At 68.3% G+C, this 16325-nt stretch carries 16 protein-coding genes; 12 read left to right on the forward strand and 4 right to left on the reverse strand.

Annotation, left to right across the window (positions count from 1 at the left end; all coding sequences use genetic code 11):
• Window positions 1-30: 30 nt before the first annotated feature.
• Window positions 31-1107, forward strand: a complete 1077-nt coding sequence (locus AU198_RS09080) for a DUF4185 domain-containing protein (RefSeq protein ID WP_231744616.1) — start codon at window positions 31-33, stop codon at window positions 1105-1107.
• On the opposite strand, the gene AU198_RS09085 is transcribed toward AU198_RS09080, so the two are convergent.
• Entirely contained in the window at window positions 1108-2325 is a 1218-nt protein-coding gene (locus AU198_RS09085) for an oxygenase MpaB family protein (protein WP_064347763.1), read from the reverse strand.
• Between the two features lie 157 nt (window positions 2326-2482).
• Here AU198_RS09085 and AU198_RS09090 point away from each other — a divergent pair, with 157 nt between their 5' ends.
• The 8 genes from AU198_RS09090 (at window position 2483) to egtE (ending at window position 9621) form a co-directional block, all read left to right on the forward strand.
• The gene (locus AU198_RS09090) at window positions 2483-2863 is read left to right on the forward strand and encodes a hypothetical protein (RefSeq protein ID WP_082690970.1); all 381 of its coding nucleotides are present in this window, start codon (window positions 2483-2485) and stop codon (window positions 2861-2863) included.
• Window positions 2864-3005: 142 nt separating this feature from the next.
• Window positions 3006-3434, forward strand: coding sequence for an organic hydroperoxide resistance protein (locus tag AU198_RS09095; protein ID WP_174523802.1), 429 nt, complete (start codon window positions 3006-3008; stop codon window positions 3432-3434).
• A 54-nt stretch (window positions 3435-3488) separates the two neighbouring features.
• Window positions 3489-4088 (forward strand): sensor domain-containing protein, encoded by a 600-nt coding sequence (locus AU198_RS09100; protein WP_064348167.1) that lies wholly within the window; start codon window positions 3489-3491, stop codon window positions 4086-4088.
• Between the two features lie 113 nt (window positions 4089-4201).
• Window positions 4202-5494: an ergothioneine biosynthesis glutamate--cysteine ligase EgtA gene (gene egtA, locus AU198_RS09105; RefSeq protein WP_064348168.1), complete on the forward strand. Its 1293-nt coding sequence runs from the start codon at window positions 4202-4204 to the stop codon at window positions 5492-5494.
• Window positions 5491-6831: an ergothioneine biosynthesis protein EgtB gene (gene egtB / locus AU198_RS09110; protein ID WP_082690941.1), complete on the forward strand. Its 1341-nt coding sequence runs from the start codon at window positions 5491-5493 to the stop codon at window positions 6829-6831. Before egtA ends, egtB begins: the two co-directional genes overlap by 4 nt.
• Complete coding sequence (gene egtC, locus AU198_RS09115) at window positions 6831-7520, forward strand: ergothioneine biosynthesis protein EgtC (protein ID WP_064347770.1); 690 nt, start codon at window positions 6831-6833, stop codon at window positions 7518-7520. The genes egtB and egtC overlap by 1 nt, the downstream gene beginning before the upstream one ends.
• The gene (gene egtD / locus AU198_RS09120) at window positions 7520-8509 is read left to right on the forward strand and encodes an L-histidine N(alpha)-methyltransferase (RefSeq protein ID WP_064347772.1); all 990 of its coding nucleotides are present in this window, start codon (window positions 7520-7522) and stop codon (window positions 8507-8509) included. Before egtC ends, egtD begins: the two co-directional genes overlap by 1 nt.
• The gene (egtE, locus tag AU198_RS09125) at window positions 8506-9621 is read left to right on the forward strand and encodes an ergothioneine biosynthesis PLP-dependent enzyme EgtE (protein ID WP_064347773.1); all 1116 of its coding nucleotides are present in this window, start codon (window positions 8506-8508) and stop codon (window positions 9619-9621) included. Before egtD ends, egtE begins: the two co-directional genes overlap by 4 nt.
• A 4-nt stretch (window positions 9622-9625) precedes the next feature.
• Here the strand turns inward: egtE and AU198_RS09130 are convergent, their stop codons facing one another.
• Window positions 9626-10066, reverse strand: a complete 441-nt coding sequence (locus tag AU198_RS09130) for a hypothetical protein (protein WP_231744617.1) — start codon at window positions 10064-10066, stop codon at window positions 9626-9628.
• Window positions 10063-11547 (reverse strand): glutamate-cysteine ligase family protein, encoded by a 1485-nt coding sequence (locus AU198_RS09135; RefSeq protein WP_064348170.1) that lies wholly within the window; start codon window positions 11545-11547, stop codon window positions 10063-10065. Before AU198_RS09135 ends, AU198_RS09130 begins: the two co-directional genes overlap by 4 nt.
• Window positions 11548-11676: 129 nt before the next feature.
• Between AU198_RS09135 and AU198_RS09140 the strand changes: the two genes are divergently transcribed.
• Genes AU198_RS09140 through AU198_RS09150 form a run of 3 tightly spaced genes read left to right on the forward strand, consistent with a single transcriptional unit; the run spans window position 11677 to window position 15358 of the window.
• Window positions 11677-12477 (forward strand): MBL fold metallo-hydrolase, encoded by an 801-nt coding sequence (locus tag AU198_RS09140; RefSeq protein WP_064347775.1) that lies wholly within the window; start codon window positions 11677-11679, stop codon window positions 12475-12477.
• A gap of 54 nt (window positions 12478-12531) precedes the next feature.
• Entirely contained in the window at window positions 12532-14190 is a 1659-nt protein-coding gene (locus tag AU198_RS09145; protein ID WP_064347777.1) for a catalase, read from the forward strand.
• Window positions 14191-14218: 28 nt separating this feature from the next.
• A complete protein-coding gene (locus AU198_RS09150) occupies window positions 14219-15358 on the forward strand; it encodes an acyltransferase family protein (RefSeq protein ID WP_064347779.1) in 1140 nt (379 codons plus the stop codon).
• A gap of 125 nt (window positions 15359-15483) precedes the next feature.
• Here AU198_RS09150 and AU198_RS09155 read toward each other — a convergent pair whose 3' ends face one another.
• Window positions 15484-16308 (reverse strand): class I SAM-dependent methyltransferase, encoded by an 825-nt coding sequence (locus AU198_RS09155; RefSeq protein WP_231744618.1) that lies wholly within the window; start codon window positions 16306-16308, stop codon window positions 15484-15486.
• Between the last annotated feature and the right edge of the window lie 17 nt (window positions 16309-16325).

A 16325-nucleotide genomic window follows, 5' to 3' on the forward strand; every position in this document is an offset into this window, starting at 1 on the left:
CTGCTTTCAGCCATTTCGTCGGTCTCGGCATTGGGTTTCGTCGCGGTACCGTTGGCCGCCGCCCAGCCCGCGCCGATCCCCGATCCCGTGTTGCCTCCGCTGGCGCCCGGGCAGGTGATCAGGATCGGTCCGACGGCCGGAACCGGAACTCCGACACGCGATTACGGTATCGGGGCCACGGATCTGTGCGAGTTCATGGAGTTCCCCAGCGGCATCCTCCAGGTGTGCGGCGACAGTTTCGCCGGGCAGGGAGTCGGCTACGGGGGATGGTTCTCGCCGATCGCATTGCACGTCGAGACGGAGTCGATCGACGACCCGGGCGGCGTGCGCTACGACGGTGTGACCGGAACCGACCGTCCGCTGCTGGCCGATCCGACGCCACCTGGCATGTCGCAACTGCCGGCCGGTGTCGTCCAGATCAACCGGCAGAACTACCTGATGGTCACCACCGTGCGGGAGCTTGATCCGCAGAGTTCACGGCTGGTGAAAGCCAAACCGGCACAGGGGAATTGGCCCACGCTGCCGGACTCTGAGCGCGCCGCCTCCTATGCCGAGGGCAGGCAGTCGCAGATCAGCGGCTACTACGACCCGATCCCGCGCGCCGACTCCGAAACCGGGTGGGTGTACATCGTGGCCAACAACTTCGACCGCAGCGCGCCGCTGGAGCTGTACCGGGCCACGCCGCAGGAGTTCGAGGACCGGTCGAGTTGGCAAGGGTGGTCGGCAGATTCCGGGTGGGGCAGTCCGCCGACACCGCTGTGGCCGGACGCGGTCGGCGAGATGAGCATCCGCCAGATCGACGGGAAAACCGTGCTGTCGTATTTCAACGCCACCACCGGGAACATGGAGATGCGGGTGGCCAACGCCCCCACCGGGCTGGGCGCGGCGCCGGTGACGACCGTCGTCGTGGCCTCCGAATGGCCGGATCCCGTCGACCACCTCGGACCTCCCGAGAGCAACCGCCTGGCCCAACCGTACGGCGGCTACATCTCACCGGGATCGACGCTCGACGAGGTGCGGGTGTTCGTCAGTCAGTGGAACACCGGACCGCGCGGCGGGTCGCCTTACCGGGTGATCCAATTCGCGGTCAACCCGTTCAAGCCGTAGTCAGGCGACGGTGCTGACGTGTTCGGCCGATTCGCCGATCGTGGCGCCGCCGTCACCGATGATCGTGCGCATCAACACCTGGTGCTCGCGGTCGCCGCGGGCGGTTGCCTTCGCGATACCGCCGGGCAGGGCGACCGCGGCCACACTGCGGGTCAGGTTCACCGGTAGCCGCAGCACGGGATACCACGGCAGATGGGGGCGCAGGCCCAGTGCGCGCATCGTGCGCGGCCCGAGGAAGCCGCTGGTGACCGAAAGATGCTGCGCGCGTGCGATACGACGCCGGATCGCGGGCATCGTCTCGTAGTGCCAGATCATCGGGTCGTCGGCCATCGGAGCCGCGAGCAGCTTCGACGACTCGTCGGGTTCGGCGAGCGCGCCCAGGGTGTGATAGAGGACCCGAATGCTGTCGCGGAACCCGCGCGGCAGCCACTCGTCCTCCACGCCCATCAACCATCCGACGTAGCGGGTCAAGTGTGCGACGGCGTCACAGTCCTTCGGCCGCAACACGATTCCCATCCCCACGACGCCGACGGCCGGCGCGACCAGCGCGCCGATCAGCGTCGCCGCCATATCGGTCTGGTTGATCGGGACGCCCCAGTCATCGACGCGCCAGTCGGGCATCGCTCCGACGTGGCGGCGCACCAGTCCGTGGATCAGCCGAACCCGAAGGGTGGACCGGTAACCGGCGCCCAGGCGCTCGAGACCACCGTCGGAGATGACGTCCATCGCCCACTGCATCGTCTCGGCGAAGCGCTTGTTCGAACCCTTCTCCAGGGCGCCGGTGCGCAACAGTGTCTTGTTGAAACCTGAGAACTGGTAGCCGCCGAGAAGCGATACGTCACGTGCGACGTACATGCCGTCGGCGCCGCCGCGACGCAGCGCCTGCGCACCGCGGCGCAACTTCACCGGGTCGGCCCAGTCGGGCAGCTGCTCCACGCCCGTGAAGAATTCGCGCAACGGTTCCGGGGCGTCGGGAACCGCGTCGATTCCATAGGTGAGCGCTCGATCGAACAACGGGCGGGTCTGCTTCACGCCGGCGCCCGACATCCACTCGACGAGGCGGTCCATCGGTTCGTCTCCGACGGTCAGCCGCTCACCCAGCCTGCGCCACTGCGCCGGTGTGGGCTCGCCGATGGCCAGCGCCTTGGCGATGACGCGGATGCCGGCCGGGACGGGGCGAGGCCGCTCGGGGTGACGCGTCGGGATCGGGCGCTGCATGGTCTCTCGGCTTCCCTTCCGGCAATGACAACGCGTGTAGTCGAAACTATTCTGCGGCCTGAGCGGTGTCAATCGGCCGGGACCGACGGCCACTTTCACAGCCGGCTCATAGGTGCCACATGACGGGCTCATCGAAACGGCTCGCATGATGGCTGCCATGACTGAAACACCATCCGAACCCGCCACCACCCCCGTGGTCGCAGCACCTCACCATGACCCCGTCGGCCCGCGCCGCTCCAAGCTCGGCGCCGCTGCCGCCTGGGTCGGCATCGCCGCCGGGGTCGTGTTCATCGTCGCCGTGATCTTCTTCTCCGGTTTCATCCTCGGTGCGCACTCGGGAGGCCACCAGCGCGGCGGCCATCACGGCGGCCACGACCGCGACGTCGCAGTGTTCCATCGGGGGCCGCCGCCGGGAGGCCCGATGATGCCGGGCGGGCCGGGTCAGCGACCGCCCTTCGGGCCGGGCGCCGACGGGCCGCGGTTCCAGCCGCCGCAGTCCCCCGAGGCTCCGACCACGACGGCGCCGTCCCGTCCGTAAAGCCATCCCCCGTCTGGTGTGCACTCAGATCGATAATCGGCCGCGAATCAGCCGAATCGGCGATCTGAGTGCACACCAGCGCCGATACCCGGTGTGGGACGGGCGTCTTGCCGAATGTGAGTGGGCTGGCATGATCGAGCCCATGAGCATTGAGGTCAAGTACACGGCAGAGTCCACCGCGTCCGGAGGCGGCCGTGACGGCCACGTCCGTTCCTCCGACGGCAAGATCGATCTCGACACCCGCCCGCCCAAGGAGCTCGGCGGCAGCGGTGAGGGCGTCAACCCAGAACTGCTGTTCTCGTCGGGTTACGCGGCGTGCTTCCTCGGCGCACTGCGGCTGCAGGCCCGCAACAACAAGATCGACATCGACGAAGCCACCTCGATCACCGCACAGGTCGGCTTCGGACCGGACTCCGAGGGCGGGTTCGGGCTCACGGCACACCTGATCGGCTACCTGCCCGGCCTCGAGCAGAGCGTGGCCGACGACCTGATGGCGAAGGCACACGACTTCTGCCCGTACTCGAAGGCCACCCGCGGCAACATCGAAGTCAAGTTGTCCGCGAAGGTCTGACCGGTGCGGGCGGTCGCCGCGGCGGGCGTCTGCGTGGCCATCGGGCTCTCGGTCATGGCGCCCGCCGGCCCCGCCGCAGCGCGCCCGTCGGATCCCGGCGTGGTCAACTACGCCGTGCTGCCGAAGGGTTCGGTGGGCAACATCGTCGGCGCCACAATGCGATTCGAGTCGTTGTTCACCGAACCGGTGCAGACCTTCTCGGTCGAGCTTCCTGCGTGCAACAACTGGGCCGACATCGGCCTGCCCGACGTCTACGCCGACCCCGATCTCGCATCGTTCAACGGCGCGGTGACCCAGGAGTCGCCGACGGATGCGACGCATCTGGTCAAACAAGCGGTCGGGGTGTTCGCGACGACCGACGCCGCCGACCGGGCCTTCCGACGCGTCGTCGACCGCACGGTCGGCTGCAACGGGCAGACCACCGCGATGCACCTGGACAACTTCACGACCCAGGTGTGGACCTTCACCGGCGGGCCCACCACGGCCACCGACGCCGATTGGGTCAAACAGGAGGCGGGCACGGACCGGCGCTGCTTCACCACCACTCGCAAGCGCGAGAACGTCCTGCTGCAGGCGAAGGTCTGTCAGTCCGGCAACGGTGGCCCGGCGGTGAATGCACTGGCCGGCGCGATGCAGAACACCCTCGGCCAGTAGCCCGGGGCGGGGCCTCGTAACGAAGGCGTCATCCAAAAAACGCTGGATTTGTCGGTGCCGTCTGGAAGATGGTTGAAGGGGCAGCGGTCCACTCCCGGAAGGGGATGGTTGGAATGACCTTCACCATCGCGTCCGAGGTGGCGGACGCGCACCCGCCGTCCAGCCCGTGCACCCAGCTGACCAGCGCCGATGCCGCCGCGCGCCAGGTCGGCGCCGGGTGTCTGCGGGACGCCCCGGTCGGTCGGGTGGGCCTCGAAATCGAGGCGCACTGCTTCGATCTGACCGATCCCACGCGCCGGCCCGGTTGGGATGAGCTCACCGTCACCATCGCCGGCCTGCCACCCCTACCGGGCGGCAGCAGGGTCACCGTCGAACCGGGCGGCGCCGTGGAACTGTCCGGTCCGCCGCTCGCGGGCCCGCTCTCGGCGATCGACGCGATGGTCGCCGACCGCGCGGTGCTCTGCGCCGCGTTCGCGGGCTCCGGATTCGGGTTGGTGTCGTTGGGCGCCGATCCGCTGCGGCCACCGCAGCGCGTCAACCCCGGCGCGCGCTACCGCGCGATGGAGGCCTTCTTCGCCGCCAGCGGCACCCCAGCCGCGGGTGCGGCGATGATGACGTCGACGGCTTCGGTGCAGGTCAACCTCGATGCGGGCCCGCGTGATGGTTGGGCGCACCGGGTCCGGCTCGCGCACGCGCTCGGCCCCACGATGATCGCGATCACCGCGAATTCGCCGCTGCTGAGCGGCGACGACTCCGGCTGGCAGTCGACGCGGCAACGCGTGTGGGGCCAGCTGGATTCGGCCCGCTGCGGCCCTGTCCTCGGCGAGAACGGCGAGGACCCGGCCAGTGATTGGGCACGGTACGCGCTCAACGCTCCGGTGATGCTCGTCAACCACGCCGACGCCGACGCCGAACCGGTCACCGAGTGGGTGCCGTTCGCCGACTGGGCCGACGGGCGGGTCAAGCTGGGCGGCCGCCGTCCCACCGCTGCGGACCTCGACTACCACCTGACCACGTTGTTCCCTCCGGTCCGCCCGCGGCAGTGGCTGGAGATCCGCTATCTCGACAGCGTGCCGGAAGCGGTCTGGCCGGCGGTCGCGTTCACGCTTGTCACCCTCCTTGACGACCCGACGGCGGCCGAAATCGCCGCCGAAGCCACCGAACCCGTCGCCACCGCCTGGGATCAGGCCGCCCACGTCGGCCTGGCCGATCCCCGGTTGCGGGCCGCCGCGCAACGGTGTGTGCGGGCGGCCGCGGAACGCGCGCCCGCCGAACTCGCGGAATCGATGCACCGGCTGATGCGTTCAGTCGAGCAGGGACGCTGCCCGGCCGACGATTTCCGCGACCGCGCCGCCCAGCACGGGATCGCGCCCGCGGTCACGCAACTGGCACGAGGGGAACTGTGACACCTCGCGAAACCATCGCGCGCGAACTCACCCGGGCACGCCGGCGCACGCTGCGCCTCGTCGACTTCGACGACGCGGAGCTGGGCCGCCAGTACAGCCCGCTGATGAGCCCGTTGGTGTGGGACCTCGCGCACATCGGGCAGCAGGAGGAGCTGTGGCTGCTGCGCGACGGAAACCCGGACCGGCCCGGCATGCTGCGCCCCGACGTCGAACGTCTCTACGACGCGTTCGTCAACTCCCGGGCCAGCCGCGTGAACTTGCCGCTGCTCCCGCCGTCGGACGCCAGGGCGTACTGCGCGACGGTGCGCGACAAGGTGCTCGACACGCTGGACGTCCTACCCGACGACGAGCCCGGTTTTGCGTTCGGCCTGGTGATCAGCCACGAGAACCAGCACGACGAAACCATGCTGCAGGCGCTGAACCTGCGAAGCGGCCCCCCGTTGCTCGACACCGGAATCGCGCTTCCCGAAGGCCGCCCCGGCGTCGCGGGCAGATCGGTGCTGGTGCCCGGCGGCGAGTTCGTCCTCGGCGTCGACGCGACCACCGAACCGTACTCGCTGGACAACGAACGCCCCGCACACGTCGTCGACGTGCCTGCCTTCCGTATCGGGCGCGTCCCGGTCACCAATGGCGAATGGCGCCGGTTCATCGACGACGGTGGCTACGACGAGCCCCGGTGGTGGTCGGAGCGCGGTTGGGCGTACCGCACCGAAGCGGGTCTGACCGCGCCGCAGTTCTGGAATCCGGACGTCACCCGCACCCGGTTCGGCCACGTCGAGGAGATCCCCGACGCCGAGCCGGTACAGCACGTCACATTCTTCGAAGCCGAGGCCTACGCCGCGTGGGCGGGTGCCCGGCTGCCCACCGAGGTGGAATGGGAGAAGGCCTGCGCATGGGACCCGGCGGTCGGCGCACGTCGCCGATACCCTTGGGGCGCAACCGAACCCACTGCTGCCCTGGCCAACCTCGGCGGCGACGCGCTGCGTCCCGCGCCCGTCGGCGCCTACCCGGCCGGTGCGTCAGCCTACGGCGCCGAGCAGATGCTGGGCGACGTGTGGGAGTGGACGACGTCGCCGCTGCGCCCGTGGCCGGGATTCACGCCGATGATCTACGACCGCTACTCACAGCCCTTCTTCGAGGGTGATTACAAGGTGCTGCGCGGCGGATCATGGGCGGTCGCGGCCAGCATCCTGCGGCCCAGCTTCCGCAACTGGGACCACCCGATCCGGCGCCAGATCTTCTCCGGCGTGCGGCTGGCCTGGGACGTCGGCGATGAGCCGCTCGCGCGAAGAGGGAATGACGGCGATGAGCCGCTTGCGCGAAGAGGGAGCAACTGATGTGCCGGCATCTCGGGTGGCTCGGTGAACCGGCCTCGGTGGCGTCGCTGATCCTCGAGCCCGCCAACGGTCTTCTCGTGCAATCGTATTCGCCCCGCAGGCAGAAGCACGGATTGATGAACGCCGACGGATGGGGTGTGGGCTTCTTCGACGGCCAGACGCCGCGGCGCTGGCGCAGTGCGACGCCGATGTGGGGTGATGCCTCGCTCGCCTCGGTCGCGCCGGCGCTGCGCAGCGGTTGTATCGTGGCCGCGGTGCGGTCTGCGAGCGTCGGCATGCCGATCGAGGCGACCGCGGTGGCGCCGTTCACCGACGGGCGCTGGCTGCTCTCCCACAACGGGCTGGTCGACCGCCGGGCGCTCCCGCTGTCGCCCGCCGCCGAGTCGACCAACGACAGCGCCCTGCTCGCCGCGCTCATCTTCGACCGGGGGTTGGACTCGCTGGGCGAGACCATCGTCGACGCCGCCGCGGCCGACCCGAACGCCCGGCTGAACATCCTGGCAGGCAACGGATCCCGTCTGATCGCGACGACATGGGGCGACACGCTGTCCGTGCTGCGACGTAGCGACGGTGTCGTGTTGGCCAGCGAACCCTACGACGACGACCCCGCGTGGGAGGAGATCCCGGACCGCCACCTCGTCGAGGTCACGTCGTCGGGAGTGCAACTGGCCGCATTGAAGGGAGCCTGATGGCGCGGGGATCCGATCGCGCGGGCACGCTGTCGTTGTCGAACCACCTGTCCGCCGACTCGGCGGCGAACGCGCTGCGCCGGGACGTGCTCGACGGCTTGACTGCAACCCCGAAGTCGTTGCCGCCCAAGTGGTTCTACGATTCGATAGGCAGCGACCTGTTCGACCAGATCACGCGGCTGCCGGAGTACTACCCGACGCGCGCGGAGGCCGAGATCCTCAGAAACCGATCGGTCGACATCGCGGCGGCTTGCCGCGCCGACACCCTGGTGGAATTGGGCAGCGGCACGTCGGAGAAGACCCGCATGCTGCTCGACGCGCTACGAGACCGCGGCTCGTTGCGCCGGTTCATCCCGTTCGACGTCGACGCGAGTGTGCTGGCCGCCGCGGGGGCGGCGCTTGCAGACGAGTTTCCCGGTCTCGAGATAGACGCCGTCTGCGGGGATTTCGAGAAGCACCTGGACAAGATCCCCCGTGTCGGGCGCCGCCTGGTCGCCTTCCTGGGCTCGACGATCGGCAACCTCACCGCAGGCCCGCGCGCCGAATTCCTTTCCGCCCTTTCCGACACCTTGCAACCCGGTGACAGCCTGCTGCTCGGCACCGATCTGGTGAAGGACGCCGACCGTCTGGTGCGCGCCTACGACGACGGCGCGGGCGTGACCGCGCGCTTCAACCGCAACGTGCTCGCCGTCGTCAACCGTGAACTGGACGCCGATTTCGACCTCGAGAAGTTTGAACACGTCGCCGTGTGGAACGCCGGTGACGAACGAATCGAGATGTGGCTGCGCGCCACCGAACCGCAGCGGGTGCACGTGCGCGATCTCGGGTTGACCGTCGAGTTCGGCGCCGGTGAGGCGATGCTCACCGAGGTGTCCTGCAAATTCCGGCGTGCCGGCGTCGAGGCCGAACTCGCCGCCGTCGGACTTCGGATGACCCACTGGTGGACCGACGCCGCCGGCGACTTCGGCCTGTCGCTGGCGACGAAATGAGCCTCGCGGATCGCTGGCGGGCGGCCCGCCCAGCGGTGGCTGGAGTGCACCTTGACAGCGCCGCCTGTTCGCGTCAGAGCGTCGCGGCGATCGACGCCGCCGTCCAGCACGCGCGCCACGAAGCCGAAGTCGGCGGTTACGTCGCGGCCGAGGCCGCCGCACCGGTGCTCGACGCCGGGCGCGCCGCACTCGCCGCGCTGACCGGTTTGGCCAGCACCGACTTCGTGTTCACCACCGGCGCGAACAACGCGCTGGACCTGCTGCTCGGCGCATGGCCAGGAGAACGGACCGTGGCGTGCCTGTCCGGCGAATACGGGCCGAACCTGGCGATCATGGCCGCCAACGGATTTGCCGTCCGCGCCCTGCGCGCCGACGGCCACGGGCGGCTCGACGTCGCGGCGGCCGCGCGCCAGATGGCCGCCGACCCGCCGGCGCTGGTGCACTTGACGGCGCTGGCCAGCCACCGCGGGCTGGCGCAGCCGCTGTCGGCGCTGGCCGCCACGTGCGCAGAACTCGGTGTGCCGCTGGTCGTCGACGCCGCCCAGGCGCTGGGACACCTGGACTGCGCGGTCACACCTGCGGCGATCTACGGTTCGTCCCGTAAGTGGATCGCCGGGCCTCGCGGCGTGGGATTCCTCGGAATTCACCGCGAGCTCGCCCAGCGGCTGCAACCACGGCTACCACCCCCGGAGTGGAATCTGCCCTTGTCCGTTTTGCAGCGCTTGGAGCAGGGGGAGGCCAATGTCGCTGCCCGCGTGGGCTTTTCGGTAGCGCTCGGCGAGCATCTGGCCGACGGGCCTGCCGCGGTGCGGGCCCGCCTGGCGGAGGTGGGCCGGATGACCCGCGACGCGGTGGCCGGCCTCGACCGATGGCGGGTCGTCGAGCCGCACGATGAACCGACCGCGATCACCACGTTGGCCCCCACCGATGGCGCCGACCCGCAGAAGATCCGCAACTGGCTGATCGCCGAACACCGCATCGTCACCACGTTCGCCGATGTGCAGCGCGCCCCGTTCGAGATGACGACGCCGGTGCTGCGGGCCTCCCCGCACGTCGACGTCACCGACGAGGAACTCGCCCGGTTCGCCGAGGCCCTGGCCGCCGCCGGGTGACCCGTCAACCGGTCCGGTGCACCAGCAGCGTCGCCCGGTACTCCGAAAGCGGCGGAACGTCCTCGGGTGTCCGGGGATACGGGTCGAGCGCCTGCAACGTGAGCGCGTAATCGCCGGTCTGCACCGTCTGCCTGTTCTGCCCGGGCGCCGGGTTGGTGTTGAACTCGACGGTCTGCTCGCCGGACCGTTCGTCGTCGACCACGACGACGATTCGCGCCTGGCCGGTCCAGAAGCATTCCACCTCGGTGGGGCACCGCGAATCCTCCGGTATCTCGGTGAACCGCAGCCGCAGCGGCTCACCGACGATCTCGGCTTGCTGTCCGCCGGCGAGCACGAACGGGCGATCCAGCCCGGCCTCGATCGTGTCCGCGCGCGCCTGCTGACCGCCGTGGCACCCGGCCGCCAACGCGGCCAGCACCAGCAATGGCAGCCAGACCGCTCTCACTCGTCGAATCCCTCGTCCCAGGTGTGTACCGGTTGGTTGCTGTGCATCCGCTCGCAGTACCGGCGCAGCATCTCCGCGAGCGCGGCGGGCCGCGCCATACCGCGCTCCTGCAGCGCGCGCACCGTCGCGACCTGCCACGTGGCGCCGTTTCGGCCGGTCTTGGCCCGTCCCTCGATGACCCCGAGGTACCGATCGCGCACCTCGGCTGCGACCTCCCACCGGCGCAGGCCCTCGTCGGCCATGGGCAGCAGTTCGCGCAGTACCAACTCGTCGACGGTCACCTCGCCGAAGCCGGGCCAGTACAGGCGGGTATCCATACCGTGCTGGGCGGCCTCGACGAAATTGTGTTGTGCGGCGGCGAAACTCATCTTCGTCCACAGCGGCCGGTCGTCCTCGGACAAGGTGCGCAGCGTGCCGTAGTAGAAGGCGGCGTTGGCCATCATGTCGACGACGGTCGGGCCGGCCGGCAGCACGCGATTCTCCACGCGCAGGTGCGGACGGCCGTTGACGACGTCGTACACCGGCCGGTTCCACCGGTAGATGGTGCCGTTGTGCAGCCGGAGCTCGGAGAGCCTGGGGGTGCGACCCTCGGCGAGCTCGCGAACCGGGTCCTCCTCGGACAGCTCGGGCAGCAGCGACGGGAAGTAGCGCACATTCTCCTCGAACAGGTCGAAGATCGACGTGATCCAGCGTTCGCCGAACCACACCCGCGGGCGGACACCCTGCGCCTTGAGTTCGTCCGGTCGGGTGTCGGTGGCCTGGGCGAACAGCTCGATGCGGGTCTCGGCCCACAGCTCGTGGCCGAAGAAGTACGGCGAGTTGGCGCCCAGCGCCACCTGCGGACCCGCCAGCACCTGAGCGGCATTCCAGTTCTGCGCGAAGTCGGCCGGCGACACCTGAAGATGCAGCTGCATGCTCGTACACGCCGACTCCGGCGCGATGGAGGCGGTCTGCAGGCTCACCCGCTCCGGACCGACGATGTCGATCAGGATGTCCTCGCCGCGGGCGGTGAAGATCGAGTCGTTGAGCGCCTGATACCGCGTCGACTCGCTCATCCAGTGTCCCGCGAGGTGCTCGGGCAGCAGCGTGGGCAGGATGCCGATCATCACGATGTGTGCGTCGTGGCGGCCGGCCTTCGTCTCGGCCGCATTGAGGCTCGCCCGGACGTCGGTTTCCAGGTCGAGCGCGGCACGCCCGGGTAACCGGCGCGGCGGCACGTTGAATTCGATGTTGTAGGCGCCCAGTTCGGTCTGGTACGCCGGATCGGCGATCGCCCGCAGGACCTCGGCGTTGCTCATCGCCGGCTGGTAGGCCGAGTCGACGAGATTGCACTCGATCTCCATACCGGTCAGCGGCCGCTCGAAGTCGAAACTCGACTGGGTGAGCATGGTCTCGAAGACGTCGAGGCACTGCTGCACCTTGCGGCGGTACTCCCGGCGGTGCGCGCCGCTGTAGCCGGTGCCCTTCACTTCCTCGCCCACCCCGCCATTGTCCATCGTCGGCGAGCGTCCGCGTCTGCACTCGGACACGCCGCGATTCGCGAACATTGAGCGGTCGCTCGCAAAGGATGCGGCCCGCATAAACCCCATCGCGGCGGGTAGTCAGGGGCGATGGACGTCACCGTCACCTTCATCGGCACCGCCACCACACTGATTTCCGGCGGCGGCATAACCCTCTTGACCGATCCGAACTTCCTGCACCAGGGCCAGCACGCGTACCTCGGATACGGGCTGCTGTCCAAGCGGCTCAAAGGTCCGGCGCTCGACATCGACCAGTTGCCCGCCCTCGACGCGGTGGTGCTGTCACATATGCACGGCGATCACTGGGACCGGGTGACACAGAGCCGCCTCGACCACGGTCTTCCGATCCTGACCACACCGCACGCCGCCAAACGGCTGGCACACCGGGGCTTCGGCAGGTCGTTGGCGCTCGAGACCTGGCAGCACCACACGATCACCAAGGGAACGGTCAGCGTCACCGTCACGAGCCTGCCCGGCCGCCACGCGCCCACGCCGGTCGACCGCTTCCTGCCGCCGGTGATGGGCAGCATGATCGAGTTCTCCGACGGCACTGCCCGCCGCAGGCTCTACGTCTCCGGCGATACCCTGTTCGTCGACGAATTGCGGGAAATGCCAGTGCGATTCGAATCGATCGACGTCGGCGTGCTGCACCTGGGCGGTACCCGGCTGCCGTTCGGCAGGCACCTTCCGTTCGGGTTGACCGTGACGATGGACGGCCAACAGGGCGCCGACGTCGTCGAGCTGCTGAACCTTCCCAGGATGATCCCGGTGCATTTCGACGACTACGGGGTGTTCGCGTCCCCGCTGTCCGACTTCGTCGACGAGATGAAGCGCCGCGGCCTGTCCGACCGGATCATCGAATTGGAGCGCGGTTCCTCCGTCACCGTTTAATCCCGGCACCGGTGGGTAGGCGGCCAGGCTAGCGACAAACCGGAAGGACCTCTGATGACCGACGTCTCCTCGATGCCTCCTGACCCCGACGACACCCGCGAGATCCTCACCGACCGCCAAGGTCACCCGATTTACGACAACCAGAACCAGCGCACCATCGGCGCCCGCGGGCCGGCGACGATGGAGAACTACCAGTTCCTGGAGAAGATGAGCCACTTCGACCGGGAACGCATCCCCGAACGGGTGGTGCACGCCCGCGGCGCGGTGGCGTTCGGCTACTTCGAGGCGACCGGCAAGTGGGGTGACGAGCCGATCGAGCGCTACACCCGAGCCAAGCTTTTCAACACCGCGGGCAAGCGCACCGACCTCGCGATCCGGTTCTCGACCGTCATCGGTGGCCGGGACTCCTCCGAGGTGGCCCGCGATCCGCGCGGCTTCGCGGTGAAGTTCTACACCGAGGACGGCAACTGGGACCTCGTCGGCAACAACCTGGCCGTCTTCTTCATCCGCGACGCGATCAAGTTTCCGGACGTCATTCACGCGCTCAAGCCGGATCCTGTCACCCACCATCAGGAGCCGGCGCGCATCTTCGACTTCATGTCGCAGACCCCCGAGTGCATGCACATGATCGTGAACCTGTTCTCACCCCGCGGTATCCCCGCCAATTACCGGAGCATGCAGGGTTTCGGGGTCAACACGTACCGCTGGGTCAACGCCGAGGGGCAAAGTCACCTCGTCAAGTACCACTGGATGCCCAAGCAGGGGGTCAAGAGCCTGACCGAGGCGGACGCCGCCGCCGTGCAAGCCACCGAACTCGGCAGCGCCACCAAGGATCTCTACGAGTCGATCGAACGCGGCGACTACCCCGAGTGGGAACTGCTGGTCCAGATCATGAGCGATGACGACCATCCCGAGCTCGACTGGGATCCGCTCGACGACACCAAAGTGTGGCCGGAGAACGACTTCCCGCCGCAACTCGTCGGCCGCATGGTCCTGAATCGCAACGTGGACAACTTCTTCAACGACAACGAGCAGTTGGCGCTCGGCACCGGTGTGTTGGTGGACGGGCTGGAGTTCTCCGATGACAAGATGCTGGTCGGTCGGACCTTCTCCTATTCGGACACCCAGCGTTACCGCGTCGGACCCAACTACCTGCAGCTGCCCGTCAACCGGCCGAAGAACGCGAAGGTCGCAACGAATCAGCAGGGCGGCCAGATGCAGTACGGCGTCGACAACGTCGGGACCAATCCTCATGTGAACTACGAGCCGTCGATCACCGGGGGCCTGCGTGAGGCCTCCGCACCCATTCCCGACGACGTGGGTCCGGAGATCTCGGGACGTCTGACGCGCAAACGCATACCGCGCACCAACGACTACGAGCAGGCCGGGCAGCGCTACCAGTTGATGGACCAATGGGAGAAGGACGACCTGGTCAACAATTTCGTCACCAACATCTCCGAAGCGACCCGCGAGGTGCAGGAGCGGATGGTGTGGCACTTCTTCATGTGCGACGACGAACTCGGCTTGCGGGTCGGCGAAGGCCTCGGCATTTCGGTCGACGATGTGCGCGACCTGGAACCGCTGAAGTCCCAGACGCTTTCAGAGGACGAGGAACGGCGTCGCCAGCACCTCGGCAAGAACGGCCCGCGTGACGTCGAGGGGTTGCAGATGACGCATTGTGTCCCGAATGAACGCGTGGTGATGGCCACGTAAGGGGCTGCCCTACCGGCATACTGGCCGGGTGAGTTCGTCACCGGGCGACCTCGACCAGGGTGGTCTGGAACAGGTCTCGAGGGTCGACCGCGTCGCGTCGCTGACGGGCATCCGGGCCGTCGCAGCGTTGTTGGTGACGGCCACCCACGCCGCATACGGCACCGGCGCCTACAACCGGGGATACGTCGGGCTGGTGTTCGCGCGCATGGAGATCGGCGTGGCGATCTTCTTCGTGCTGTCGGGCTTCCTGCTGTTCAATGGATGGGTACGGGCCGCGGCGAGCGGCACTGCCCCGCCGCGGACGCGTCGATATGCGCGAAACCGATTGCGTCGCATCATGCCGGCCTACGTGGTGACGGTGCTGCTGGCGTTCGCACTGTACGAGTTCCGCACCATCGAACCCAATCCCGGCCACACCTGGCACGGCCTGGTGCGTAACCTCACGCTCACCCAGATCTACAGCTCCAACTACATCACGGCCTACATGCATCAGGGGCTGACCCAGATGTGGAGTCTCGCGGTCGAAGTGGCGTTCTACGCCGTGCTGCCCGTGCTGGCCTACCTGCTGCTGGTCGTGCTGTGCCGGCGCCGGTGGCGCCCCGGTGTGCTGTTGGCCGCGCTGGCGGTGCTCGGTGTGCTGAGCCCGCTGTGGCTCGTCATCATCCACACGACGGATTGGCTGCCCAACGGCGCAGGGCTGTGGCTGCCGCACTACTTGGTGTGGTTCGTCGGCGGGATGACCCTCAGTGTGCTGGCGCGCACGGACTTTCGGTGTTACGCACTGATCGCGCTGCCGCTCGCGGTGGCGATGTACCTGGTGGTGTCGACGCCGATCGCCGGACGCGTCGACGCGCCCGCGCTCGACCTCGGACAGGACATCGCCAAGGTGATGTTCTACGCGGCAATCGCGACACTGGTTGTCGCGCCGTTGGCCCTCGGCGACAAAGGCTGGTACGCAGCGCTACTCAGCAGCCGACCGATGGTGTGGCTCGGCGAGATCTCCTACGAGATCTTCCTGTTGCACGTGATCGTGATGGAGATCGCGATGGTGTCGGTGCTGCAGTGGCGGGTGTACACCGGTTCGGTGGCGGTGCTGTTCGTCGTGACCCTGGTTTTGACGATTCCGGTTGCGTGGCTTCTGCATCGGCTGACCCGTCCGCGCGGCTGACCTGCGGTGACAGGTTTGGTGAGCCGAAAGCGGGGTATCAACCTCGGCATGAGGATGATTGGGTCTCTGTTGGCGCGGCATCCGGGACTGTACGACGTGCTCGATGCCTTCATCGAGTTCGGCTATCAGCGTTGGTCGTTCGGTCGCAACGGATCCGGGGCGCCGCGTTGAGCCACCACGACCTGAGGGCTCAACAATCCGCCGCGTAGCTCGACCTCGATAGTGGGGTCGGCATACGCCGCCAGTGCGCGCAGCGCCGACGGACTGTAGGAGCGGAGCGAGCTGATGACGCCGTCGTGGACGAACGGCACTATCGCGGCGAACGGAAGCATGGTCGCCAGGCGCACGAGATGCAGCGGTGAGGGCGGGCGGGGCAAGTCGATGACCAACAACTTGCCGGCCACCCGGGTGCCTTCCGACATCGCCCGCGCGGCCGCCGCAGGCGGCAGGTGATGAAACGACAGCGCGAAGACCGCGAGGTCGAACGAGGCGTCGGCGACGTCGATCGCCGTGGCGTCCATCTCCCGAATCGTTGCGCGTGGATGCCCACCCAGCTCGCTCGCGTCCATCGCCGCCACGTTCGCCGCGTCCACATCGGTGACGGTCAACTTCGCCGAGGGGTGCCAGTCGAGCAGCTTGCGCGACAGCGCCCCGTGGCCCGCCCCCAGCTCGAGGATCCTCGGATCCGCGACGTCTTCGACCTCTGCGAGCGCGATCTCGGCGAACCGCTCGGTGTTGCCGAACCATCCGCCGGTCAATTCGAGCGCGCGGATCACGCGGCGTTTGCGCTCGGCGTCGCCCGGCGCGCCGGATTCGCGGTCCAGGTACTCGAGCCGATCGGTCTGCAACAGGCGGTCCAGGCATGACGCGTCGGGCCCGCCGCGCGGCATGCGGTCGATGCCGGGCGTTCTCGTTTCAATCCCGGCGGGCTTTTCGGCCATGTAGTCCATGATGGACGACGGACCGC

Origin of the sequence: Mycobacterium sp. GA-1199, assembly GCF_001500045.1 — a bacterium.
In the GTDB taxonomy this organism is placed as follows: domain Bacteria; phylum Actinomycetota; class Actinomycetes; order Mycobacteriales; family Mycobacteriaceae; genus Mycobacterium.

Excerpts from the sequence above, each read along its gene's own strand:
- egtC (WP_064347770.1), top strand. The coding sequence starts at position 6,831 with ATGTGCCGGCATCTCGGGTGGCTCGGTGAACCGGCCTCGGTGGCGTCG.
- AU198_RS09095 (WP_174523802.1), top strand. The coding sequence starts at position 3,006 with ATGAGCATTGAGGTCAAGTACACGGCAGAGTCCACCGCGTCCGGAGGC.
- AU198_RS09145 (WP_064347777.1), top strand. The coding sequence starts at position 12,532 with ATGACCGACGTCTCCTCGATGCCTCCTGACCCCGACGACACCCGCGAG.
- egtA (WP_064348168.1), top strand. The coding sequence starts at position 4,202 with ATGACCTTCACCATCGCGTCCGAGGTGGCGGACGCGCACCCGCCGTCC.
- AU198_RS09140 (WP_064347775.1), top strand. The coding sequence starts at position 11,677 with ATGGACGTCACCGTCACCTTCATCGGCACCGCCACCACACTGATTTCC.
- AU198_RS09155 (WP_231744618.1), bottom strand. The coding sequence starts at position 16,308 with ATGGACTACATGGCCGAAAAGCCCGCCGGGATTGAAACGAGAACGCCC.
- AU198_RS09090 (WP_082690970.1), top strand. The coding sequence starts at position 2,483 with ATGACTGAAACACCATCCGAACCCGCCACCACCCCCGTGGTCGCAGCA.
- AU198_RS09085 (WP_064347763.1), bottom strand. The coding sequence starts at position 2,325 with ATGCAGCGCCCGATCCCGACGCGTCACCCCGAGCGGCCTCGCCCCGTC.
- AU198_RS09100 (WP_064348167.1), top strand. The coding sequence starts at position 3,489 with ATGGCGCCCGCCGGCCCCGCCGCAGCGCGCCCGTCGGATCCCGGCGTG.
- egtD (WP_064347772.1), top strand. The coding sequence starts at position 7,520 with ATGGCGCGGGGATCCGATCGCGCGGGCACGCTGTCGTTGTCGAACCAC.
- egtE (WP_064347773.1), top strand. The coding sequence starts at position 8,506 with ATGAGCCTCGCGGATCGCTGGCGGGCGGCCCGCCCAGCGGTGGCTGGA.